The organism is Sanguibacter antarcticus, assembly GCF_002564005.1.
GTDB classification, from domain to species: Bacteria; Actinomycetota; Actinomycetes; order Actinomycetales; family Cellulomonadaceae; genus Sanguibacter; species Sanguibacter antarcticus.
In genome coordinates, this window is record NZ_PDJG01000001.1 from 1 (window position 1) to 23,389 (window position 23,389).

General features: G+C 69.2%; 25 protein-coding genes and 2 pseudogenes. 15 read left to right on the forward strand and 12 right to left on the reverse strand.

Annotated features, from left to right (window positions below):
• Together ATL42_RS00010 and ATL42_RS00015 are read right to left on the reverse strand one after the other, a co-directional pair.
• A partial coding sequence (locus ATL42_RS00010; protein WP_143556652.1) for an alpha/beta fold hydrolase occupies positions 1-755 on the reverse strand: 755 nt, incomplete at its 3' end.
• A gap of 861 nt (positions 756-1,616) precedes the next feature.
• Entirely contained in the window at positions 1,617-2,081 is a 465-nt protein-coding gene (locus tag ATL42_RS00015; protein ID WP_211281752.1) for a GNAT family N-acetyltransferase, read from the reverse strand.
• Positions 2,082-2,520: 439 nt separating this feature from the next.
• On the opposite strand from ATL42_RS00015, the gene ATL42_RS00020 reads away from it, so the two are divergent.
• Both ATL42_RS00020 and ATL42_RS16105 read left to right on the forward strand, forming a co-directional pair.
• Complete coding sequence (locus tag ATL42_RS00020) at positions 2,521-2,700, forward strand: hypothetical protein (protein ID WP_143556653.1); 180 nt, start codon at positions 2,521-2,523, stop codon at positions 2,698-2,700.
• 200 nt (positions 2,701-2,900) lie between these two features.
• Complete coding sequence (locus ATL42_RS16105; protein WP_169925298.1) at positions 2,901-3,206, forward strand: SdpI family protein; 306 nt, start codon at positions 2,901-2,903, stop codon at positions 3,204-3,206.
• Here ATL42_RS16105 and ATL42_RS00025 read toward each other — a convergent pair.
• Both ATL42_RS00025 and ATL42_RS16930 read right to left on the reverse strand, forming a co-directional pair.
• Positions 3,192-4,003 (reverse strand): annotated as a pseudogene (locus ATL42_RS00025) (transposase family protein). The gene ATL42_RS16105 and the pseudogene ATL42_RS00025 overlap by 15 nt on opposite strands.
• A gap of 487 nt (positions 4,004-4,490) precedes the next feature.
• A pseudogene (locus ATL42_RS16930) lies at positions 4,491-5,504 on the reverse strand (IS30 family transposase).
• A 298-nt stretch (positions 5,505-5,802) separates the two neighbouring features.
• On the opposite strand from ATL42_RS16930, the gene urtA reads away from it, so the two are divergent.
• The 13 genes from urtA to ATL42_RS00090 all read left to right on the forward strand — a co-directional run bounded on the left by urtA (position 5,803) and on the right by ATL42_RS00090 (position 16,564).
• Positions 5,803-7,056, forward strand: coding sequence for an urea ABC transporter substrate-binding protein (gene urtA, locus ATL42_RS00035; RefSeq protein WP_098453595.1), 1,254 nt, complete (start codon positions 5,803-5,805; stop codon positions 7,054-7,056).
• 103 nt (positions 7,057-7,159) lie between these two features.
• A complete protein-coding gene (locus tag ATL42_RS16805; protein ID WP_281254250.1) occupies positions 7,160-7,411 on the forward strand; it encodes an ABC transporter permease subunit in 252 nt (83 codons plus the stop codon).
• Positions 7,408-8,043 (forward strand): urea ABC transporter permease subunit UrtB, encoded by a 636-nt coding sequence (gene urtB / locus ATL42_RS00040; protein ID WP_281254251.1) that lies wholly within the window; start codon positions 7,408-7,410, stop codon positions 8,041-8,043. Before ATL42_RS16805 ends, urtB begins: the two co-directional genes overlap by 4 nt.
• The gene (gene urtC / locus ATL42_RS00045) at positions 8,040-9,191 is read left to right on the forward strand and encodes an urea ABC transporter permease subunit UrtC (protein ID WP_098453596.1); all 1,152 of its coding nucleotides are present in this window, start codon (positions 8,040-8,042) and stop codon (positions 9,189-9,191) included. The genes urtB and urtC overlap by 4 nt, the downstream gene beginning before the upstream one ends.
• Positions 9,184-10,107, forward strand: coding sequence for an urea ABC transporter ATP-binding protein UrtD (urtD, locus tag ATL42_RS00050; protein WP_098453597.1), 924 nt, complete (start codon positions 9,184-9,186; stop codon positions 10,105-10,107). Before urtC ends, urtD begins: the two co-directional genes overlap by 8 nt.
• A 1-nt stretch (position 10,108) precedes the next feature.
• Positions 10,109-10,801: an urea ABC transporter ATP-binding subunit UrtE gene (gene urtE / locus ATL42_RS00055; RefSeq protein WP_098453598.1), complete on the forward strand. Its 693-nt coding sequence runs from the start codon at positions 10,109-10,111 to the stop codon at positions 10,799-10,801.
• Complete coding sequence (locus tag ATL42_RS00060; RefSeq protein WP_098453599.1) at positions 10,801-11,103, forward strand: urease subunit gamma; 303 nt, start codon at positions 10,801-10,803, stop codon at positions 11,101-11,103. Before urtE ends, ATL42_RS00060 begins: the two co-directional genes overlap by 1 nt.
• Before the next feature lie 9 nt (positions 11,104-11,112).
• Positions 11,113-11,520, forward strand: coding sequence for an urease subunit beta (locus ATL42_RS00065; RefSeq protein WP_098453600.1), 408 nt, complete (start codon positions 11,113-11,115; stop codon positions 11,518-11,520).
• On the forward strand, positions 11,513-13,228 hold the full coding sequence (locus tag ATL42_RS00070; RefSeq protein ID WP_098453601.1) for an urease subunit alpha: 1,716 nt from the start codon (positions 11,513-11,515) through the stop codon (positions 13,226-13,228). Before ATL42_RS00065 ends, ATL42_RS00070 begins: the two co-directional genes overlap by 8 nt.
• Positions 13,228-14,010, forward strand: coding sequence for an urease accessory protein UreF (locus ATL42_RS00075; protein ID WP_245861874.1), 783 nt, complete (start codon positions 13,228-13,230; stop codon positions 14,008-14,010). Before ATL42_RS00070 ends, ATL42_RS00075 begins: the two co-directional genes overlap by 1 nt.
• Positions 14,003-14,788: an urease accessory protein UreG gene (gene ureG, locus ATL42_RS00080; RefSeq protein ID WP_098453602.1), complete on the forward strand. Its 786-nt coding sequence runs from the start codon at positions 14,003-14,005 to the stop codon at positions 14,786-14,788. The genes ATL42_RS00075 and ureG overlap by 8 nt, the downstream gene beginning before the upstream one ends.
• A gap of 11 nt (positions 14,789-14,799) precedes the next feature.
• Positions 14,800-15,576 (forward strand): urease accessory protein UreD, encoded by a 777-nt coding sequence (locus tag ATL42_RS00085; protein ID WP_098453603.1) that lies wholly within the window; start codon positions 14,800-14,802, stop codon positions 15,574-15,576.
• Entirely contained in the window at positions 15,563-16,564 is a 1,002-nt protein-coding gene (locus ATL42_RS00090) for an energy-coupling factor ABC transporter permease (protein WP_098453604.1), read from the forward strand. Before ATL42_RS00085 ends, ATL42_RS00090 begins: the two co-directional genes overlap by 14 nt.
• Here the strand turns inward: ATL42_RS00090 and ATL42_RS00095 are convergent.
• From ATL42_RS00095 to ATL42_RS00130, 8 genes are all read right to left on the reverse strand, one after another.
• Positions 16,527-16,808 carry a DUF4031 domain-containing protein gene (locus ATL42_RS00095; protein WP_098453605.1) on the reverse strand — a complete coding sequence of 94 codons (282 nt, stop codon included), beginning with the start codon at positions 16,806-16,808 and terminating at the stop codon, positions 16,527-16,529. The genes ATL42_RS00090 and ATL42_RS00095 overlap by 38 nt on opposite strands.
• A 102-nt stretch (positions 16,809-16,910) precedes the next feature.
• Entirely contained in the window at positions 16,911-17,918 is a 1,008-nt protein-coding gene (locus ATL42_RS00100) for an IS481 family transposase (protein WP_098453606.1), read from the reverse strand.
• A gap of 119 nt (positions 17,919-18,037) precedes the next feature.
• Complete coding sequence (locus ATL42_RS00105; protein ID WP_098453607.1) at positions 18,038-18,328, reverse strand: WXG100 family type VII secretion target; 291 nt, start codon at positions 18,326-18,328, stop codon at positions 18,038-18,040.
• 180 nt (positions 18,329-18,508) lie between these two features.
• Positions 18,509-19,234, reverse strand: coding sequence for an HD domain-containing protein (locus tag ATL42_RS00110; protein WP_098453608.1), 726 nt, complete (start codon positions 19,232-19,234; stop codon positions 18,509-18,511).
• A 135-nt stretch (positions 19,235-19,369) separates the two neighbouring features.
• Positions 19,370-20,986 carry a sensor histidine kinase gene (locus ATL42_RS00115; protein WP_245861876.1) on the reverse strand — a complete coding sequence of 539 codons (1,617 nt, stop codon included), beginning with the start codon at positions 20,984-20,986 and terminating at the stop codon, positions 19,370-19,372.
• Positions 20,983-21,711, reverse strand: a complete 729-nt coding sequence (locus ATL42_RS00120; protein WP_098453609.1) for a response regulator transcription factor — start codon at positions 21,709-21,711, stop codon at positions 20,983-20,985. The genes ATL42_RS00115 and ATL42_RS00120 overlap by 4 nt, the downstream gene beginning before the upstream one ends.
• 122 nt (positions 21,712-21,833) lie before the next feature.
• A complete protein-coding gene (locus ATL42_RS00125) occupies positions 21,834-22,412 on the reverse strand; it encodes an NYN domain-containing protein (RefSeq protein WP_098453610.1) in 579 nt (192 codons plus the stop codon).
• 146 nt (positions 22,413-22,558) lie between these two features.
• Positions 22,559-23,332: a PspA/IM30 family protein gene (locus ATL42_RS00130; protein ID WP_098453611.1), complete on the reverse strand. Its 774-nt coding sequence runs from the start codon at positions 23,330-23,332 to the stop codon at positions 22,559-22,561.
• Between the last annotated feature and the right edge of the window lie 57 nt (positions 23,333-23,389).

Sequence of the window (23,389 nt, forward strand, 5' to 3'; positions counted from 1 at the left end):
CTGCGGCCGCTCCATCGACGGGAGGTGGGCCACCTCGTCCCACACCACGGCGCTCGCGGTCTGGACGCCGGCCCACAGGTGCTCGCCTGCCTGCCTGATGCTTTCGATGTCGAGCCCTCCGGAGAGGACCAGGGTCGGCACCATGATCTCGCCGTAGCGGTACGGTGCAGCGGGGGAGAGGTCCTCCTCTCGGCGCTCCACACCTCGTCGGGCCACCCGCCCGTGATATCGAAGACGCGCCGCTGCATCGCACCGACCTTGTCCCGCACGCTGGCCGGCACGGCATCTGGACCGCGGCGTGGGCCGTCGACCCATGCACGGAGGTTCGCCTCGACGGCGGCGTCGAGGTCTCCGGCCTCGAGGGCGTTGCCCTCGGCCTCGAAGAACGCCACGAGCTCGTCGGTCCGCTCTGTGAGCAGGGCGCCGCCGGGCGCTACCAGCACGAGCGAGGCGACGGCCTCCGGGCGTTCGAGCGCCACCTCGACCGCGACACCCGCACCGAACGAGCACCCGACCACGTGCACGCGTCCGATCCCGAGGGAGTCGAGCGTCGCGAGCACGTCAGCGCGCGGCGACCACGGCCCGACCGGCTGTGCAGTCGACTCGCCGTACCCGCGAAGGTCCAGTCGCACGACATCCTGCACGGCGGTGAGTGCTGGCCAGACGGGGTCCCACATCCGGCGGTCCGCGATCCCCGCGTGAATGAGCAGGAGCGGGGTCCGCCCGACGGGACCGGAGCGTTCGTGTGCGAGCATCTGGCCAGTGAACGCCCTTGCGCTACCTGAGGCAACGCCTGAACGACAGGTCCGCCCTGACGAGCGGCATGACGAACGTGCCGTGAGCGAGCGTCGAAGGCCTCCGGGATCTCGATCTGCGGCGATCACCCCCGCCGGGCTCGGCGCAGGACCCTCGCACGTGTGGTGACGAAGGCATCCACGGCAGCTTCGTGCCAGCGTTACTCATTCGGCTCCCTCTCTCCCCTCGTCCCTGATGGACGGAACGCTCCGCTCCTTGATGCGCTCGGCACCGACTTTCTCCTCATCGGCGCCGTCATGGGAACGGCCAGGCGCCGGGCCTGAGGCAGGTTGGTGACCCCCACCCTCAGCTCCGATGATCCCTTTTTGGCCCTTCTGGTAGCATTTTTCTGATGAGTGCACTGAACGCAGGACATTGGGCAATTCTTGTCGCGCTTCTCTCCGCGATTCTTGTCGTCGGGGCGCTGGTTGTCGTATTCGTGATTCGCGCGCTGTCTTCGCGGTCAGGGAGTGCATCTCGACGGCAGTCGCCGCCCGACGATAGTCGCCACCCGGACGTCTAGGTCGGCGGAAAGCGTCAAGGCCATCGTTCACTCTGCGCAACGCCGCCGCACCCTTGATCGCGACGCGCGCGAGGGCCGTGACGACCAGTGCACCTCCAAATGCCCGACGTGTGAGCCTGCTCGGAGAGTCTGCGATGGTGACGCATCGTCGGGCCATGCCAGGACGAGGTAGTCCTCGACCGGGTCGATCGCCCTCCCCTGACGTCGTCTCTGGTGGACGCCGGTCACTGGGCCGTGTCGGCACCGTCAGCGCGGTCTGTCCACAAGAGCTCACCGTCGAGCACCTTTGTGGTCAGCTTCATGCTGAGAGAGCGGGCGACGGCGGCCGAGGCCTCGTGCTGGGGGTGGACATACGCCTGCAACGCCGTGACGCCTGCACCCGGAGCCATTCCGCGACGGCGCGCGCCGATTCTTGGGCGTAGCCATTCTGTTGGTGACGCACGCCGACGACCCAGGCGAGGTCAGCCCGGGCCGCGCAGCCGCCCCAGCCTTCGACCGTGGCCTGCACCGTACCGACGAGTTCACCGGACATCCTGTCCCTGAGCATCCAGTTCAACCAGAGCTGCGTGCCGTCAGGGCTCCGGCCGCCTTCGAACCGCGTGTACCGCTCGACGAGCTCGGCGCGGGTCGACGGGACTCCTCCCGTGAACGCGTGCAGATCGAGGCTGTCGAACGTGACGGCGGCCTCGCCGGCATGGGCGACGGAGACGACCTCCAGCTCGAGCCGGGAAGTGCTCAGTGGCGCAGTGGTCAGGATAGTCATGGCGTAACGCTAGCGCCGCCGTTGACGTGCGCTTCGAGGAATGCACGGCAGTCGTCCGCCGAATATCGGGCTCGATCAGCGATTGGCCGGCGACAGTCCGGCCGGTTGCCTCACCGGTTCCTGTGCGTGCCGATCGTGCCGCACAAGGCTGGCAAATATAGGAGACAGCCCGAGCAGCTGTGGGTCATGACGTCGTTGATACGCCTCAGTGTTATCCGGCGGCGACTGGCCATTCTCGTTGAATGTTAAATAACCTGAGGCTGGTCACCTTCAAGCAGAATTGACTGTGCAGGATTGTTGACCTGGTCCTGCGTCATCAGTACAGTTCGAGTGTGCGAATGGTGTTTGGTGTCGACTCAGCCGAAAGCGAGAACCAGGCGGCCACTCGTGTTGCACAAGCGGCGGAGCGGGCGTGATACACCTGAAAAAGGAGTGGGACATGAAGCGTTGGGGAACTATCATGATGAGCGTGGGTGGTGGGATCTTTATCGGGAGTGCTCTACTTCTCGGTAATTCCACCCTGAATGCCGTCGGGGCGGTGCTTATTCTTTTCCCGCCGGTGCTGTTCGTCATCCGGTATGTCGAAGAGAAGATCACTTTTCACAGGCCCGCGCGCTGACCGCTGCCGGGGTCGAAAGGTAGGTCAAGCGCCTGTCGAGGTCCTACGACAGGCGGCAGGCGCTAGGGCCTCGGCACTTGTTTCAGTCTATGAACTGTTCGCGATGTTGAAAGAAGGAGTGGTTTTCAGTGACTAGTCCTGGTTGGGGTGCAGCTATTGCGTGTGCCGCGCTGCTTGTACTGTTGGATACCGTGTTTCTGATGATTGTCATTCAGGCATCGCGTGGTGAGCGGAGCTACCTCGCGGGAATTCGGCTACCGGCACTCATGAAGAGCGATGGCGCCTGGCGCTCAGGCCATACTGCTGCAAGAAAGGCGCTCGTTCCGTTCGCTTGGGCGGGAATTGGGATCGCGGTAGTATCGATTCCATTTCAGGTGATTCCGGTAGTATACGTATGCCTGCTCGGCCTTTGGTTGGTGTTGACAATTCTGTCGCTTGCAGTGGTTTCGGTGGTGGCTGTCCGGGCGGCAAAAGCTGGCTATGAGGTGTTCTCACCAGAGTCTTGATCGGTTGCCTCGTTGAAGGTGGAGTAGGACGAGGGCTGTGGCGGTGTTTTCGGTGAGGTGGGATGGGTCGAGGGTGATCAGGCGTAGGGCTCGCCAGGTGTTTTTGATCAGGGCATTGGCGCGTTCGGCGACGGAGCGTAGCGAGGTCAGGATGCTGTCGCGGGCGACGTTGTCGAGGTCAGCGTTGTTCGTCAGGCGCAGCGGGTGTCAGATCCCGATCCCGGCGCTTTGGTAGCCCTTGTCGGTGAGCGTCACGACGCCCGCTGCGGCGGCCGGCTACAGCGCGGGCAGGGCGAAGGTGCGGGCGGCAGTGATGTCGTGGGTGGAGCCGGGGCTGGCGGGTGAGACCCAGACGGGGTAGCAGGTCGGATCGGTGAGGACCTGGATGTTCCCGCCGCGGGGGTGGTGCTTGCCGGAGTACCAGGACTCGGCGCCGGTGGGGGTCCGTGCAGCGCCGTGGTCGGGATCAAGGTGCCGTCCAGGCATACGGACGGCCAGTCTTCTTCAGCCGCCATTGCCAGAACTTCGTGCAGGTCCGGCGCATGGGCGGCGATCACGCTGATCCCCTCGTGCAGGTACCGGTAGGCAGCCGCGACCGAGATGTCAGCATCACGAGCCAGGGCCGAGACCCGCGCGCCGTCCTTGAACCACCGCAGCACCAAGACCACCTGCCTCCGAGCGGTGCCAGCTCGTTGCCAGCGGCGCCGGTCGATACCGCGGCGATGATCGGTGAGCCATCGAGTGACCACCTCCAGAGTGTGAGCAGGTACGTCGAGGCTGGCACGATAGGTGATCAAGCGGGGACCCAGGGGTCGCGGATGGGTGTTTGGCGACTTTCATCCTGGCGGCTGAGACCCCGCCCACCACACCCACCCCCCCAACCCGCAGGTCAGCGCACCGTCGCGCCCCTCACCTCAACTGCCCTGGTGAGAAAACCTCATTAATCTTTCAAATCTACTATCGATACTGGTCGGAGTCTGGATCACTGGCGCATTTGCTGCGACACCTTTGGTCCGGTGCGAAGATCGTGTCTCCTCGCCATGTGGGTGAGTGCCTGCGGCGACTCGAGCGGCTATGCAGCCCTGACCCTGGACGATGAGGTGGCCGCTCGGATCGGTCGGCAGTCGCCGTGGTGGACAGGCGACGCACGACCGCACTGACGCGGTCTCCGCTCATTTCCCTCGTGCGACCAGCACGTGAGGGTCGGACGGGGCTGACTAGCCCGGTACGTGTCGATCGCGTGGCTCCCGCGCGCCGCGTTCCACCCCCTGAGACCCCTTGGTGTCAAGGCGTGGAAGCAATGGTGGCGTTGAGGAGCTCTTCGAATTTCTCTCGCGGGGTGTAGAAGCCCAGGGCTGCTCGGGTCTGTCGTTGAGCTCTTCGGCGATGGCGTCGAGGTAGGGCTGGTGGTCGGTGATGACGGTGCCCTTGGGCAAGTACTCGCGAATGAGCCCGTTGGTGTTCTCGTTCGTGCCGCGCTCCCAGGGGGACCGGGGTGGGCGAAGTAGACGGGCATCGTCGTGGCCAGTGTGAGGGCGCCGTGGCGGGCCATCTGTGAGCCCTGGTCCCACGTCAACGACTTGCGCATCATGGCCGGCAGGGAGTTCGCGTGCTCGATGAGCAGGTCCGCCAACGGGCCGATGTTTTGCCCTGGGGCAAGCCCAGGATCACCACGAACCGGGTGGTGCGCTCGACCAGCGTTGCGACCGCGGAGCGGCCGAACGCCCCACGACGAGGTCACCTTCCCAGTGCCCGGGAACCCGGCGGTCAGCGACCGTGGCGTCGCGGTCGTCGATGGGGACCATCCCACGATCGGCCCGGTCCGTTCACCTGCAGGTTTGCGGGCCGGCGAGCGATCCGCTTGGAGCGCAGCATCACTGCGTGCTTGGCGAGGTCGCCCTTGGGCAGGGCGTAGATGAACCGGTAGATCGCTTCATGACTGGCCGTGGCGCCGCCAGCAGCAGGGGAATGACTCACCCTCGCAACGGTGGGGCCGACCGCTTCCAGAAGCAACCGGCCTGCGATCTGCCGGGGCGTCCTCGAGCGCTTCAGATCCGCCAAGACCCGAGCCCGAAGCACTTCGTCACCAGCGACCTTGCCGACCTGCGGGCGCCGACGGTTGCGCTCAGCCCGACAGTCCGCCGTCACCAACCGGTACCCCAACGTCTTCGTCGAGTTCCGGACAATCTCACGGCACACGACCGACGGCGCACGGTCGATGTGAGCGGCGATCCGGCGCATCGACCACCCCGCCTTGAGGCCCGTGGAGATCTCAACCCGATCAGCGATCGTCAACATCCTGCGCCCCACACCCGTACCCCTCGCCGACCAGCACTGTTGCTACGACGCTATGACACCAAGCCCCTCCGTCTACCCGCACCTGCCAGGATCGGCGCCCCGCCGCTGTCGAGTCCCGATCGTGACCTTCCGAAATGTCGTGTTCACACGAGTCGGGCACTGCCGAAACAGGGCGTCCTTAGCGTCTACCCACGTGAGCGGCACGCACGTACAGGTCTGGTCTCTGGATCCCCGGAGACCGTTCGTCGCTCACGTCGGCTGATTCCCGGTGGCTGCGGCCACGGCGAAAGGACCCCCGATGACCACATCGCGACGACTGGCCCGCGTACTGCCCGCCTCAGCGCTCGTTCTCGTCCTCGGCCTCTCCGGCTGCGGCGCCAAGACAGGCGAGAGCACCGCAGACACCTCCGCTGCCGCCTCGTGCGTCGAGACCGACGGTGATGCCGTGAAGATCGGCTTCCTCAACTCCCTCTCCGGGACGATGGCGATCTCCGAGCAGACCGTGCGCGACTCGCTCGACCTCGCCGTCAAGGAGATCAACGCCGACGGCGGAGTCCTCGGCAAACAGCTCGACGTCGTCGCGGAAGACGGGGCGTCCGAGCCCACCGTCTTCGCCGAGAAGGCTGAGAAGCTCATCACGAGCGACTGCGTCGCCGCCGTCTTCGGCGGATGGACGTCCTCCAGCCGCAAGGCCATGCTCCCCGTGTTCGAGTCGAAGAACTCGCTCCTGTTCTATCCGGTCCAGTACGAGGGCCTCGAAGCGTCGAAGAACATCTTCTACACGGGCGCCACGACCAACCAGCAGATCGTCCCGGGCATGGACTACCTCAAGGAAGAAGGCAAGACGAAGGTCTTCCTCGTTGGCAGCGACTACGTCTTCCCCCAGACCGCGAACAAGATCATCAACGCGTACGCCGAGGCGAACGGCATCGAGATCGTCGGCGAAGAATACGCACCGATGGGTCACACCGACTTCTCGACGATCGTCAACAAGCTCAAGGCCTCCGGCGCCGACGCCGTCTTCAACACGCTCAACGGTGACTCCAACGTCGCCTTCTTCAAGGAGTACAAGAACGTCGGCCTCTCCGCCGAGACCACCCCGGTCGTCTCCGTCTCCATCGCCGAAGAAGAGATCGGCGGCATCGGCATCGACAACGTCGAGGGCCAGCTCACCGCCTGGAACTACTACCAGACCGTCGACAGCCCCGCGAACACCGCGTTCGTCGAGGCGTTCAAGGCCGAGTACGGCGACGACCGCGTGACGTCCGACCCCATGGAAGCCGCCTACACGTCCGTCTACCTGTGGAAGAACATGGTCGAGAAGGCCGAGTCCTTCGACGTCGCCGACATCCAGGCGGCCGCCGACGGCGTCAGCTTCGACGCCCCCGAAGGCACCGTCACCATCAACGGCGACAACCACCACATCGCCAAGACCGCGATGGTCGGCAAGATCGCCGACGACGGCCTCATCTACACCGAGTGGAGCTCCGAGGAGCCCATCGAGCCCGACCCCTTCCTCGAAGGGTACGACTGGGCCGCCGACCTCTCCTGAGCACACCCGCACCTGAGCGAGGGAGGGAGCACCCGCTCCCGCCCTCGCCCACCTGGACCACCAGCGGACCCCGCTCAGCAGACACCGCACCCGGAGGCGCTCGATGGATGTTCTCTTCTCCCAGCTCTTCGCAGGCCTGAGCCTCGGCTCCGTCCTGCTCCTCGCCGCGCTCGGCCTCGCCCTGACCTTCGGCCAGATGGGCGTCATCAACATGGCCCACGGCGAGTTCATGATGGCCGGCGCCTACACCGCCTACGTCGTCCAAGGGATCGTCTCGAACGCCGGGGTGTCCCTCATGATCTCGCTCGTCGTCGGGTTCCTCGTCGGCGGGACGCTCGGCTCGTCCTGGAGATGACCCTCATCCACCGGATGTACCGGCGACCGCTCGACACGCTCCTCGTCACGTGGGGCGTCGCCCTCGTCCTCCAGCAGGCCGCCCGCAACATCTTCGGTGCACCCAACGTCGACGTCCGCGCCCCCGAGTGGCTCCGGGGCGCCATCAGCATCGCCGGCCTCGACGTGCCACGCACCCGACTCTTCATCATCGCGCTCGCCGTCGTGTGCGTCGTCGCACTCTCGCTCGTCCTCAAGCTCACGCCCCTCGGCCGCCGCATCCGCGCCGTCGTGCAGAACCGCGACCTCGCCGAGACGAGCGGCATCTCGACGAAAGCCACCGACCGCCTGACGTTCTTCATCGGCTCCGGCCTCGCGAGCGTCGCCGGCGTCGCCCTCACGCTCCTCGGATCGATCGGCCCCACCCTCGGCACCAACTACATCGTCGACGCCTTCCTCGTCGTCGTCGTCGGCGGCATCGGGCAGATCAAGGGAGCCGTCATCGCAGCCTTCGCCCTCGGCATCCTCCAAGCCACCATCGAGTACTCCACCACCGCGAGCATCGCCAAGGTCCTCGTGTTCGTCGTCATCGTCGCCTTCCTCCAAGCCCGGCCCCAAGGCCTCGTCTCCGTCCGACAGAGGGGGATCGCATGAGCACGCTCACCGGGCTGCTCGCCCGCCCCGGGCGCACCCGCACCCTCGCAGGGTTCGCGCTCGCCGCCGTCCTGCTGTTCGCCGTCGCACCCGCCGTCCTCTCCGACTTCCGGCTCAACCTCCTCGCCAAGTTCCTCTGCCTCGCGATGGTCGCCGTCGGCATCGGCCTCGCCTGGGGGCGCGGCGGCATGCTCACCCTCGGCCAAGGCGTCTTCTTCGGCCTCGGCGCCTACATCATGGCGATGCACCTCAAGCTCGCCGACGCCGGACCCGACGGGGTGCCCGACTTCATGAGCCTCTACGGCAGCGGAGAGGTCCCCGCCTGGTGGGAACCGCTCCGATCCGCACCCGTCGCGATCCTCGCGATCCTCGTGGTGCCGTGCGCGCTCGCCGCGCTCCTCGGCTTCGCCGTCTTCACACGGCGCGTCCGCGGCGCCTACTTCGCGATCCTCTCCCAGGCGCTCGCCGCAGCCTTCGCGATCCTCCTCATCGGCCAGCAGAAGGTCACCGGCGGCACCAACGGGCTCAACGGGTTCCGGTCCTTCTTCGGCTACGACCTCGCCGACCCCGTCAACAAGCGCATGATCTTCTTCATCGCCGCAGGCGTCCTCCTCCTCATGGTCGCCCTCGTGCGCCAGCTCATGGTCTCCCGCTTCGGCGAGCTCCTCGTCGCCGTCCGCGACCAAGAGAACCGCGTGCGGTTCCTCGGGTACGACCCCGCCGTCATCAAGGTCGTCGCCTACGTCGTCGCCGCAGGCATGGCCGCCGTCGGCGGTGCGCTGTTCGTCCCCGTCGTCGGGATCGTCTCCCCGGCCGACGTCGGTGTCGTGCCCTCCATCGGGTTCCTCGTCGGTGTCGCGATCGGCGGACGAGCCACCCTGCTCGGTCCCGTCCTCGGCGCGATCGGCGTCTCCTGGGCGCAGACGTCGCTCTCCGAGTCGTTCCCCTCCGGGTGGATCTACTTCCAGGGCGCGCTGTTCATCGTCGTCGTCGCGTTTCTGCCCGGGGGGCTCGCCTCCCTCGTCAGCAAGCTCCGGCGCACACCGCGGGAGCAGACCGCCGCAGTCCCCGACGCACCAGTCCCCGACGCACCGCCCACCCCCGCCGCTCCACCCGTCCCTGCGACCGCCGGAGGCCACGATGACTGAGCCGACGCACCCCACACCCACGCCGGTCACCACCGACAGCACCGCACCAGCCGTCGACGGCGCCGGGATCGACCTCGACTCCGCCGGCGCCGTCCTCGGACAGGACACCGACCGGTTCCGGCACGACTACCTCGAGGTGCGCGGCCTGCACGTCGAGTTCGACGGCTTCGTCGCCGTCGACTCCGTCGACCTCACTGTCGTGCAAGGCGACCTGCGGTTCCTCATCGGGCCCAACGGCGCCGGGAAGACGACGATCGTCGACGCCATCACCGGGCTCGCGAAAGCGAGCGGGTCCGTCCGCTTCGGCGGCACCGAGCTCCTCGGGCGCACGGTGCACAAGGTGGCCCGCGCAGGCGTCGGTCGCACCTTCCAGACGGCGAGCGTCTTCGAGGAGCTCACCGTCCTGCAGAACCTCGACATCGCCGCCGGCTCCGGCCGCAGCCCCTGGGAGCTCCTGCGCCGACGCAGCGGCGTCCCCGAGAACGTCGAGGCCGCCATGGAGACCATCGGCCTCACGCACCTGCGCGACGTCCAGGCAGGCATCCTCGCCCACGGCCAGAAGCAGTGGCTCGAGATCGGCATGCTCCTCGTCCAAGACGCCAGACTCCTCCTGCTCGACGAGCCCGTCGCCGGCATGAGCCACGCCGAGCGCGAGCAGACCGGCCTCCTCCTCCAGCGGATCGGCGAGCAGCGCACCGTCGTCGTCGTCGAGCACGACATGGAGTTCCTCCGCGCGTTCGCGTCCTCCGTCACCGTGCTGCACATGGGATCCGTCCTCTCCGAGGGCACCTACGCCGAGGTCCAGGCGGACCCGCGGGTCCAAGAGGTCTACCTCGGCACCGCGGGCGCGTCGCGCGGCGCCCGCCGCACGCGTCCCCGGCCAGCGACCACGACCACCCCGACGACGGAGGCCTGACATGCTCGAGATCCGCGACCTCCACGTCGGCTACGGCCGCAGCCTCGTCCTCTACGACGTCTCCGTCACCGTGCCGTCCGGTGGGGTCGCCGCTATCCTCGGCCACAACGGTGCAGGCAAGTCGACGCTGCTCCGTGCGACGCTCGGCCTCCTGCGACCGCGCTCCGGCACGATCACCTTCGACGGGGAGGACATCACGACGATGCCGACCTACCAGCGCGTCCGCCGCGGTCTCGCGTACGTCCCCCAGGGGCAGCAGTCCTTCGGCGACCTCACCGCACGCGAGAACCTCCAGCTCGTCGCCGACACCCGCAAAGACGGGACCACGCGGCTCGACGAGGCGCTCGACCTCTTCCCCGCCCTGAGCAGCCTCCTCGGCAGGCGGGCCGGGCTCCTCTCCGGCGGCCAGCGCCAGCAGCTCGCGATCGCCCGTGCGCTCATCACCGGCCCGCGCCTGCTGCTCCTCGACGAACCGACCGAAGGCATCCAGCCCTCCGTCGTCACCGAGATCGAAGACGCGATCGTCGCGCTGACCGACTCGGGGGAGATGTCGGTCCTCCTCGTCGAGCAGCACGTCGGCTTCGCGCTCGGGGCCGCCGACGCGTACTACGTCGTCGAGTCCGGCAGGGTCGTCGACTCCGGCGGCGGTGGCGTCGACGCCGAAGACCACGTCCGCGCAGCGATGGCCATCTGATGCACTTCTCACCAGCAGACCAAGAAAAGCTGCTCCTCGCCGTCGCCGGGATGGTCGCCCGCGACCGGCGAGCGCGCGGCATCCGGCTCAACTACCCCGAGACGGTGGCCCTCCTCACCACGTGGGTCATCGAAGAGGCCCGCGCCGGCGGGACCGTCGCCGACCTCATGGTCGCCGGTCGCGAGGTCCTCGGGCGCGACGACGTCATGGACGGCGTCGCCGAGATGCTCCCCGACGTCCAGGTCGAAGCCACCTTCCCCGACGGGCGCAAGCTCGTCACCATCCACAACCCCATCGCCTAGGAGCCCGCCATGGCAGGAATCTCCACCACCGGTCCAGGCGCCGTCCGGCTCGGGTCCGACGCCCCGATCGTGCTCAACGGCGACCGGACGCCGGCCGAGCGGCTCACGCTCGTCATCGAGAACACCGGCGACCGCCCGGTGCAGATCGGCTCCCACCTCCACCTCCCCGACTCCAACACCGCGCTCGCGTTCGACCGCGTCGCCGCGCGCGGCTTCCGGCTCGACATCCCCTCCGGGACGTCGCGCCGCTTCGAGCCCGGCGCGTCCGCCCAGGTCGAGGCGGTCGCGCTGCGCGGCCTGCGACGCGTCCCCGGGATCCAGCGAGACAAGACCGCGGCGCACAGCGACGTCTCCCAGCCCGCACCCACCCGACCCGTCGCGCTCGCACCGACCGAAGGAGACCGCACCGATGGTTGAGGTTCCCCGCGCCCAGTACGTGGCGCTCTACGGCCCCACCACAGGCGACCAGGTGCGCCTCGGCGACACCGACCTGTGGATCGAGATCGAAGAGGACCGCACCGTCGGCGGCGACGAAGCCGTGTTCGGCGGCGGCAAGTCCATCCGCGAGTCCATGGCACAAGGCACCACCACGCGGGCCGACGGCGCCCTCGACACCGTCATCACCAACGCGATCGTCCTCGACTGGTGGGGCGTGGTCCGCGCCGACGTCGGCATCCGTGACGGCCGCATCGTCGCGCTCGGCCGCGCCGGCAACCCCGACATCGCCGACGGCGTCCACCCCCGCCTGCACATCGGACCGAGCACCGACGTGGTCAGCGGCGAGGGCAAGATCCTCACCGCAGGCGGCATCGACTCCCACGTCCACCTCATCTCCCCGTCCCAGATCGTCGAGGCGCTCGCCACCGGGCTGACCACCGTCGTCGGCGGCGGGACAGGTCCGAGCGAAGGCACCAAGGCGACGACCGTGACGCCCGGCGCCTGGCACCTGCGGACCATCCACCGCAGCCTCGACCGCCTCCCGGTGAACATCCTCCTGCTCGGCAAGGGCAACACCGTGAGCACCGCAGCGCTGCGCGAGCAGGCCATGGCCGGCGCCGGCGGCTACAAGGTCCACGAAGACTGGGGCTCCACACCCGCAGCGATCGACGCCGCACTCACCGCAGCCGAAGACTGGGGACTGCAGGTCGCTCTCCACTCCGACTCCCTCAACGAGGCAGGCTTCGTCGCCTCCACGCTCGACGCCATCGGCGGCCGGTCCATCCACGCCTTCCACGCCGAAGGCGCCGGCGGCGGCCACGCACCCGACATCCTCACCGTCGCGAGCCACCCCAACGTCATCCCCGGCTCCACCAACCCGACCCTCCCGCACACCGTGAACACCGTCGCCGAGCACCTCGACATGCTCATGGTCTGCCACCACCTCAACCCCCGCGTCCCCGAAGACCTCGCGTTCGCCGAGTCCCGCATCCGAGCGACGACCATCGCGGCGGAGGACCTCCTCCACGACATGGGCGCCATGTCCATCACCTCCTCCGACGCCCAGGCGATGGGCCGCATCGGCGAGGTCATCACCCGCACCTGGCAGGTCGCCCACGTCATGAAAGCCCGCCGCGGAGCCCTCGAAGCACCCGGCCCCGACACCCTGCCTGCCGACAACCTCCGCGCCCGTCGCTACGTCGCCAAGTACACGATCAACCCCGCCGTCGCCCACGGCATCGACGCCTACGTCGGCTCCGTCGAGCCCGGCAAGATCGCCGACCTCGTCCTGTGGGAGCCCAAGTTCTTCGGCGTCCGCCCGTCCGTCGTCATGAAGGGCGGAGCCCTCGTCTGGGGAGCGCTCGGCGACCCCAACGCGTCCATCCCGTCGCCCCAGCCCGTCCTCATGCGCCCGGCGCTCGCGGACGCGGTCGCCGCCGACGTCTCGTTCACGTTCGTCTCGCCCGCAGCGCTCGACGACGGGCTGGCCGAGCGGCTCGAGCTCGACCGGACGCTCCTCCCCGTCGCCGACACCCGCGGCGTCGGCAAAGCACAGATGCGCAACAACGACGCCCTGCCCACCATCGCGATCGACCCCGAGACGTTCGCCATCCACGTCGACGGCGACCTCGTCGAGCCCGCCCCCGCCGCGAGCCTCCCGCTCGCTCAGCTCTACTCGATGTTCTGATGCACCAGATCACCGGCACCAGCCCCGACGTCATGATGATGCTGCTCGCCGACGCGCGCCTGCCCACCGGTGGTCACACCCAGTCCGCCGGGCTCGAGCCCGCGCTGCGAGCGGGCATGGCGCCGCGCGACGTGCCCGCCTACATCGCGGCGCGCCTCGCCACGACCGCCCGCGTCGAGGCAGGCACCGCGGTCGTCGCGCGGCACGTCGCGCTCCAGCACAGCGACATCCAGCACAGTGACATCCCGCACAGCGACCTCCAGCACGGCGACCTCGCCCACGTGCGCGCCGCCTGGGCCGCCCGCACGCCGAGCCCGGCGCTGCGCGAGACGTCCGAACGGCTCGGGCGTGGTTACCTGCGCCTCGTCCGGCGGCTCTGGGCCGACCACGCGGCGCTCGCCGCGCTCGAACGAGACCTTCCCTCGCGGGGGCGGCCGCCCGGCGGCCCTGCAGCCGGTCCGCAGCGCGTCCTCGGCGGCGTCCCACGCCCGGTGGTCCTCGGCGTCCTCGCCGCGTGCTCCGGTCTCGACGCCGGTCGCCTCGCACGCCTCGTCGCGTACGACGACGCCCAGACGGTCGCGGCGGCGTCCCTCAAGCTCGAGCCCGTCGACCCCGCCGACGTCACCGCCTGGGTGCTCGCGGCCGGCCCCGACATCGACGACCTCGTGCGCGAGGTCGAGGACCTCACCCATCCCGACCAGATCCCTGCCCACGGCGCACCGCTCATGGAGCAGTGGGCCGAGCACCACGCCCGCACCACAGAAAGGCTCTTCAGTGCCTGAGAACCACGTCCCCGACGTCACCCCCGCACCCGTCCGGACCCGATCGCTGCGCCTCGGCGTCGCCGGGCCCGTCGGCACCGGCAAGAGCTCGCTCATCGCTCTCGTGTGCCGAGAGCTCGCCGGCGAGCTCTCGCTCGGCGTCATCACCAACGACATCTACACCGACGAGGACGCCCGGTTCCTGCGCTCCGCCGGTGTCCTGGACCCTGAGCGGATCCGCGCCGTCGAGACCGGGGCCTGCCCGCACACCGCCATCCGGGACGACATCACCGCCAACCTCATGGCTGTCGAAGACCTCGAGGATGACTTCGCGCCGCTCGACGTCGTCCTCGTCGAGTCCGGAGGCGACAACCTCACCGCGACGTTCTCGCCGGCGCTCGTCGACGCCCAGATCTTCGTCCTCGACGTCGCCGGGGGCGGCGACGTGGCCCGCAAGGGAGGTCCTGGCATCGCCCGAGCCGACCTTCTCGTCGTCAACAAGACCGACCTCGCGCCCTACGTCGGCGTCGACGTCGCGCAGATGGTCGCCGACGGCGAGGCCGCCAGGGAGGGCCGCCCCGTCCTCGCCCTGTCACGAGAAGACCCCGTGTCGCGCGCGACCCTCAAGGCCTGGGTGCTCGAGATGCTCGCCGAGCACACCGGCGGCAACCACGTCCCTCAGGACCCGGGGCCGATGGCACCGCACTTCCACGCTGACGAGGACGACGACCACACCCACGACGACCACACCCACGGTGACGGCGAGCACGCACACAGCCACTCTCGCTCGCACGCCTGAACGTCGGCGCCATGACCCAGATCGCCGTGCACGTCGACGGAGGACGAGCCCGGTGCGCCCTGCGGACCGGGCTCCTCAGCCCGCGCGTGCTCTCCTCCGACCATGCGGGTGCCCGCGTCGCGCTCGTCGCGACCGGAGCGCTCCTCCTCGCCGGCGACCACGTCCGGATCGACGTCCGGGTCGGGCCCGGTGCCTGGCTCGAGGTCGTCGAGACGTCGGGGACCGTGGCGTACGACGCACGGGGCGGCGCGGCAGCCTGGGACGTGACGATCCACGTCGACGAGGGCGGGACACTCGTGTGGGAGGGGCTCCCGTTCGTCGTCGCGTCGGGCGCCGACGTGACCCGCCGCACCACGGCGACGCTCGCGCACGGGGCGGTGCTGCTCCTGCGCGAGACCCTCGTGCTCGGCCGGACCGGCGAGATCGGCGGTGACCTCCGGTCGCAGACCCGGTGCTCGCTCGACGGACAGCCCGCGTTCGTCGAGGACCTGCGCCTCGACGTCTCACGCACGGCACCCGGTGTCCTCGGTGACGCACGGGTCCTCGACTCCGCCCTGTGCATCGGGACGCGGCCGCCCCCGAGCGAGCCCGTCGCGGGCCAGGTGCACCTCGACCTCGACGCCCCCGGCGCCGTGCTGCGGTCCGTCGGCCAGCACGCCCACACGGGATCGGTCGGAGCCCGGTGGGCACGGTGGACCGAGCACGTGCGGCACCGCCCTCCGCCCCTCCTGCCCAGCCCTCTCCGTCTCGCCTCCGACCCGAAGGAGCCCCACCATGCACGTTCCTGACCACATGATCGACGACCCGACGTCGGTCGCGACCGCGACCGTCGCCTGCGCGACCCTGGCGTACGCCGCCTACCGCTCGCGGACAGAGCTCACCCGACGCACCATCGCGACGACCGCAGCCACCGGCGCGCTCGTCTTCGCCCTCCAGATGGTCAGCTACCCGGTGAGCACCGGGACGAGCGGGCACCTCATGGGCGGTGTCCTTGCCGCCGCGCTCGTCGGCCCGTGGCTCGGGATGATGAGCGTGACGCTCGTCCTCGTGGTCCAGGCGACACTCTTCGCCGACGGCGGGATCACTGCGCTCGGCACGAACACGCTCCTCATGGCGGTGATCGGGACAGCAGCAGGCTGGGCCGTCACCCGTGGGGTCCAGCGTGCGCTCGGCGGTCGTCTCGCCGACACCCGCTACGCACCGCTCGCGGGAGGCGTCGGTGCGCTCGTGAGCGTGCCGGCGTCCGCGCTCGCCTTCGTCGCGCTCTTCGCCTTCGGGGGCACAGCCACGGTCCCGCTCGGAGAGCTCACCGCCTCGATGCGCTCGGTGCACGCGCTCATCGGGCTCGGCGAAGGGCTCATCACCGCGCTCGTCCTCGCCCTCGTCCTGGCCGTCGCCCCGGGCGTCGCCCGCATCGACGCGCGACGCCAGAGCGCGGCTGCGCTCGTGCACGCACCCGTCGGACGCGCCGTCGGGGCGCTCTCCGGGATCGCGGCCGTCAGCGCGGTCGTCCTCTCGTCCTTCGCGGCAGCGGCCCCTGACGGCCTCGAGGCGACCGCCGCCGAGCTCGGCTTCCTCGACGTGGCCGGGCCGCATGCTCTGGCTGCGCTCCCGCTCGCGGACTACGGCGCGACGAGCGGGAGCCCCGTCGGCGTCGCCGGGCTGCTCGGCACCGTCATGGTCGCTGCGCTCTCGACAGTGCTGCTCGCGGCGGTGCGCGAGCGTGTCGCAGCGCCCGTCACGGTACGGAGCGGGTCCGACGCTCGTGCGCGGTGACGCGCAGACCTGAACCGCGCAGCCGTCGGACGAGCTCGCGACGCTCGACGCGCACCGCGCCGAGCAGCACGAGCGCCTCGTAGCGTTCCGCGGGGACGTCGTAGTGGTCGAGATCGAAGCTGCGCGGGGGCAGGCCCGCCTCCCGGGCGAACGCGTGCAGCTCGTCGAGCGACTCGTCGCTCACGAGGTGTCCCCAGACGGTCGAGTGCTTGGGCCACAGGGGAGAGTCGAGGAGAACGGTCACACGGCATCATCGCACCGGCGGTCTCACCGGCGCGAGAGAACCGACCACGGGGCAGCGAGCAGGGGGAGGCCCGCGCCCCGTGGCCGGGGTCGTGGGGGCCGACTAGATGTTCTGTGTCATGACGTTGGTGACACGTGCTGGCATGCGTGAGGCTGGGGGTCGGTCACCGATTGCAGTATGGGGTCGATGGTAGTTGTAGTGGATGTTCCAGACGGTGATCGCGTTGGCCCGCTGTGTCTCTGAGGTCCATTCGGTGGCGTAGAGGAGCTCTTCGGCGAGCGTGCGGTTGTAACGTTCGACCTTGCCGTTGTGCTTGGGCGTGTGGGGGCGGATGCGCTGGTGGCGGGCGGCGGTGCCCGCGATGGTGCGGTGGAAGTCGCGGGCGCGGTAGTTCGACCCGTTGTCGGTCACGACGCGGGTGAACCGGGTGATTCCGTGGGCGGTGAAGAACGCCCTCGCGCGGGCCCAGAACGCGATCGTGGTGACTGCTTTCTCGTCGGGCAGGGCCTCGGTGTAGGCCAGGCGGGAGAACCCGTCGACGGCCGAGTGCAGGTAGACGTATCCGGCTCTGGCGCCCCTGGTCTTGGCCCGGTCAACGGCCTTGGCTGCCTCGGATCCGCGGCCGTGAGCCCGCCAGCCGCCACCGTCGGGGATCCGCCCGACCTTCTTGACGTCCAGGTGGACCATGTGGCCGGGATACCTGGCCACGATCTTCTTGATGACTCGGTTGCTCGCGCCGGTGGGGTCGATGTCCCGGCGCCGGGAGATCCCCAACCGGCGCAACCAGCGGGCGACGGTCACGGGCGCGATCTGATGACCCTCACGGACCAGCTCGAGATGAATCTGTCGGGCCGTCCACTTGTGGGTGCGGCGCAGTTCCTCGATCCGTACGACCACCTCGGGCGGGGTCTGGGTCGGGGACGAGTGCGGGGCGCTGGACCGGTCGACCAGACCGACCTCCCCGACGGCTTCGTAGCGGCGCAACCACTTCGTCACCGTCTGGCGGGCGACGCCCGCCTCGGCCGCGACGTGAGCGATCGGACGGTACTCGCAGCGCTGCACCAGGCGCAGTCTTCCGGCTGGGGTCAACGGGGCATTAGCGTGGGTCATGAGGGGTAGGTCCTTCAAGCAGGCGGATGTAGGAGTACTTCCATCCTGCAAGACCGGGACCTACCCCTTCCTCACGCCCACACTCCCCGGCATGTCACCAACGTCATGACCCACAACAACTAGAGCGCGAAGTGCCCTGCGGCCATGCTCTCTGCGTCCTCGTACGTCGTGGCGGTGCGGCTCAGCGCCGCGGTGATGGCGTCGAGCCCGGACTCCACCTGGGTCTGGGTGACCTGCCACTGGGCGACGACACCCGAGAAGGTCGCCGCAGCCCCGCCCGTCCACGAGCCCTGGAGATCGGTGAGGTTGCGCATCATCGTGGCCACCTCGGTGCGGATAGACGTGACCGAGATGTTCACGGCCGTGCTCGCACCGGCCACCTGGCTGACGTCGACGCCGAACTTGCTCATTGCTGCCTCCTGTTCACGCGCCGGCCCGGCACCCGGGCGACGACGGTGCGCCGGGAGGTTCCCCGGCGCTGTGAGAAGGACGCTAGGGCGCGCAGACGAGAACCGGGCGGGCGACGCCGGTCGATCAGGGACGCGCTCGCGCAGGCTCGCCCTGTGGGCAGGCTCTACGACGGGCAGGCTCTACGACGCAGCAGCGCTGGGCGGCGCGGCGTCGAGCCGGCGCAGCTCCTTCGCGATGCGCGACGCCTCGGCCCCGAGGTTCTGGCGCGCAGCCTCTTCCCACGCCGACCCGAGCGGGCTCGCGTAGAGGGCCTTGCGGCCGAGGAGCTTCGTGAGGATCCGGTGCCGTGCCGTGAGGTAGTCCCGGAGCGGGATGTGCTCGTACTCCTTGCGGATGTCCTCGAGGTACGCCTTGTAGCGCTGCGGCTCCGTCGCAAGGATCCCCATGTCCGCGTCGCAGAGCACCGCGCAGTCGAAGTCCTGCGGGATGGACTTGTGCCGCACGAGCGCGGTGACGAGCGACGTCACGCGCTCCGCGTCGCGGTCCGGGACCCCGAGGCCGAGGAGCTCCTCGCGGGCGAGCGCCGCGCTCGCGACCTCGTCCTCGCCGCCGTGGGCGGCGTACGCCACGTTGGACGCTGCGTTGAAGATCGCCCCGTGGTACCAGGCGGCCAGTCGTACGAGGTCGGGTTCGTGCGTCTCTTCAGCGAGCTCGTCGACGCGGCTGAGAACGTCGGCCAAGTGCCGGACCGTGTGATAGACCCGGCACGGCTCGCTCCACCGGTCGAGCAGAGCGTTCCCGACCCGCTGGATGTCGGCGACGGGTGCGGTGGCGCCAGCCGCCGTACAGCTCCGGACCCATGAGGACAACAGCCACTGAGGCGCATCTGCGCTGCCAGGAGGCATGGACCAGCTTTCGACGGGTGAGCGTGAGCGCTCACGTGAGGTCTACGACCCGTAATCGTATCTCCGGATCGTCCGATGTACGTGGGGGACTGTACCGCCCACACCGAGCCAGGTCGAAGACTGCAGGTGAGAGGCCTACGCCTCCGCAGCTGCGGGCAGCTCGATCCGCACGGTGAGCCCACCGCCCGGCGTCTCCTGCACCCGCGCTGCACCGCCGAGACGCTCGACGATCGCTGCGACGATCGCGAGCCCCAGGCCCGAACCGCCGGAGTCGCGGTTGCGGGACGAGTCGACCCGGAAGAACCGCTCGAAGACCCGTTCGCCGTGCTCAGACGGGATGCCCGGCCCGTGGTCACGCACCTCGAGCACCGCCGTGCGCTCGCCGTCGTCGTCGGTGTCGAAACCGAGCGCGACCTCGACCGGTGTGCCCCGCGGTGTGTGCCGTGCGGCGTTGCCGACGAGGTTCGCCAGCACCTGCCGGAGCCGGCCCTCGTCGCCGACGACGACGCACGCACCCGTCTGACCGTCCGGCTGCAGCGGGACGAGCCGCACCTGTCGCGAGGGGTCGAGCGCGTGCAGGTCGCTCATCGCGTCCGAGGCGACCACGGCGAGGTCGACGGGGACGTTGTCGAGCGGGCGCCCTTCGTCGAGCCTGGCGAGCCGCAGGAGATCCTCGACGAGCGAGCCCATGCGCGTGGCCGAGTCCTCGATGCGGCGCATCGTGTCCGAGAGCGCCTCCGGCGTGGTCAGCGCACCCATCCGGTAGAGCTCGCCGTAGCCGCGGACCGTCGCGAGCGGGGTGCGCAGCTCGTGGCTGGCGTCAGCGATGAAGCGCCGCATCCGTGCCTCGGAGGCCTCGCGTGCGTCGAAGGCCTGCTCGATCTGGGAGAGCATCGAGTTGAGCGAGCGGGCGAGGCTGCCCACCTCGGTGGACGACGGTGCCTGCGGCACACGGCGGCTGAGGTCGCCCTCCGCGATCGCCGCAGCGGTCCGTTCGATCTCACCGAGCGGCCGGAACGACTGGCGGACGGCGAGGTAGCCCACCGCCGCACCGAGCGTGGTGATCACCAGCGCGGAGATCGCCAGGAGCTTCTGGATCTGCCCGACGGTGTCGCGGACCGAGTCGAGCGGCAGCCCGACGAAGACGATGCCCTGGTCTTCGCCCCCTGAGCTCGCGGTGAGCGCGATGACCCGCCACTGGGCGTCGGACGGGATGTCCGAGCCGGAGATGTTGACGGCCGCCGTCGTGAACGGGCCCGGCGGGATGTCGGAGTTCGCGAACGTGTACGGGCCCACCTTGGGCACGCCGTGGAGCTCGACGTTCTCCGCCTGGTACCAGCCCCGGGAGCGTCCGGAGTACGGGAACAGGACGATGTAGTAGTCGCTGGGGAGCGTCTGCTCCTGCTCCGTCGACAGGGACGCCAGCGCCTGGTTGGCGAGCTGCTCGGCCGTGCTCTCGAGCTGGCTGTCGATCTGCGCCTCGAGCGTCCTCGACACGAGCGTGTTCGTCACGGCGGCCGCGATCGCGAGGCTCGCGAGCAGCACGAGGGTGACGATCCCCACGAGCCGGACCCGGAGCGGGGTGCGAGCCCAGGCGGAGAGGATCGGCCCGACGTGCCGGCCCTCGTCGCTGAGGCCGGCCCGCTCGGTGTCCTCGAGCTCGGCCTCGTCGAGGTCCTGGGTCCGGTCCCTGCTCTCCGGGGGTGGAGGCGGGACCGGACCCATGCCGGCGGGCCGGATCTCGGTGCTCATGCCGACCGCTTGGGCGCCGGCTGACGCAGCAGGTACCCCACCCCGCGCTTCGTGGCGATGAGTGGCTCGAGCGTGGAGCCGTCGGGCAGGGGCGCGTTGTCGATCTTTCGTCTCAGGTACGAGATGTAGGACTCGACGATGTTCGCGTCGCCGCCCCAGTCGTACTGCCACACGTGATCGAGGATCTGCGACTTCGAGAGCACGCGCCCGGGGTTGAGCATGAGATAGCGCAGAAGCTTGAACTCGGTCGGGGAGAGCTCGACGGTGCGCCCTGCGCGCCGCACCTCGTGAGAGTCCTCGTCGAGCTCGAGGTCCGCGAAGCGCAGCACAGCGTCGTCGACGGGTGTGGGCTGGGTCCGACGCAGGACAGCACGGATGCGCGCGACCACCTCTTCGAGGCTGAACGGTTTGGTGACGTAGTCGTCGCCGCCGACCGTGAGGCCGGTGATCTTGTCCTGCGTGTCGTCGCGCGCCGTGAGGAACAGGACCGGCATGTGCTGGCCCTTCTCTCGGAGCCGGCGCGTGACGGTGAAGCCGTCCATGTCCGGGAGCATGACGTCGAGCACCACGAGGTCGGGTTCCGTGTCGCGGATGAGCGTGAGGGCGCTCATGCCGTCGGCTGCTGCGAAGACCTCGAAGCCCGCGAACCGCAAGGAGGTGGAGAGCAGCTCGCGGATGTTGGTCTCGTCGTCGACGACGACCAGGCGCGCTTCAGGTTGCGTCATGCATCCAGTGTGCGACGCAAGTCTGGACGGCGCCTGGGAGCCACCTGTGCGCGTGCGACGTGCAGGTGGCTCCCAGGCGCACCGTGACGGCTGTGCGGCCGTGACCAGCGGGTGCGCTGCGGTCAGATGTAGCGCAGCGGGTTGAACTCCTCGATCGGGATGATCCGCACGCGCGGCAGCTGCGTCGTGAACGCCCCGACGCTGTCTTCGAGGTCGTAGAACTTCAGGCCCCGCGAGGCCAGCTCACCGAGGCGGCTGTTGACGAACTCGCGGAAGCAGAGGATCCCGACCTTGCGGTTCCCGTCGAGGAGCGTCTCGACCTGCGGGAGGAAGTCGCCGTCGTGGCTCGCGAGCAGGACGTCGCCGTCGACGTCGGCGATCGCTTCCAGCGTGCGCTGGATACCGATGTCGACGACCTTCTCGTGGCTCGCGCCCGCCAGCGGGATCGGCCGGTAGCCCATCGCGAGCAGCGCCTGGACGAACGGCATGGGCATCTGCCCGGAGGACGCGTTGAGGAAGAACAGCGGCGTGACCGGCTGACCCCACAACGACGAGGCAAACTCCGTGATGCGGTCCCAGCGCGGTCGCTCTTCTGGGTTCGGGCGGTGCCCCAGCACGTTCATGCCGAGCGTGGCGTCGATGTTCTCGCCGTCGACGAGAAGGTACGTGGGGCGCACTGTGTGCAGTTCTGTGCCGGACATGGGTCCACTGTATGGCGAAAGTCCGCAGACCCGGCTCCGTCGTCGTCGGACGTCAGCCTGTCGTCGGCCGCCAGATCACCCGGCAGGCCACGGACCCGGCGCGGCGCCTGAGCGGCGCGCAGAGGGCGTGGCCCGCCGGCGCGACGTCAGTGCTGGGTGATCTCGGGCGTCACCGGAGTGGGGCTCACCTGCGGCGCGGCAGCGGTGCTGCCGTGCTTCAGCGCGGCCAGACGTGCCTCGATCTCGATCTGCGCACCCGAGGACTCGAGCTCCTCGAACTGGGCGTCGAGCGACGACGCAGCGACCTCGGCCTGACCGAGCGCCTTCGCCTCCTCGCGCCGCACCTTCTCCTCGAAGCGAGAGATCTCGCTCGTCGGGTCGAGCACGTTGATCGAGCTGATCGCTCCCTGGACGGTCTGCTGCGCCTCGGCCGTCTTCGCTCGCGCCACGAGGTTGTCGCGGCGCGACTTGAGCTGGGAGAGCTTCTCCTTCATCTGCATGAGGCCGGTCTTGAGCTTCTCGACAGTCTCGCGCTGCGACGTGATGAACGGCTCCGCCTGACGCACCTCTGTCTCTGCGTCGATCTGCCGCTGCAGAGCGACCTTCGCGAGGTTGTCGAACTTGTCGGCGTCGCCCGCGTTGCCGGCGGTGCGGTACTGGTCGGCACGCTGCGACGCTGCGACGGCCTTGCCACCCCACTCTTGGACAGCGGCGACGTCGGCGTTGTAGTCCTGCTCCGCCAGACGCAGGTTGCCGATCGTCAGCGCGACGGCGTCCTCGGCCTCGGCGATGTTGTTCGTGTAGTCACGCACGAGCTGGTCCAACATCTTCTGCGGATCCTCGGCGTTGTCGAGGAGCGCGTTGATGTTCGCCTTGGCGAGCTGTGCGACCCGACCGAAGATGCCCTGCTTCTCTGCCATGGAATTGCCCTTCTCAGTGCTGGATATGTCGTTCCGTGCTCTCTGGACCCGCTGTGG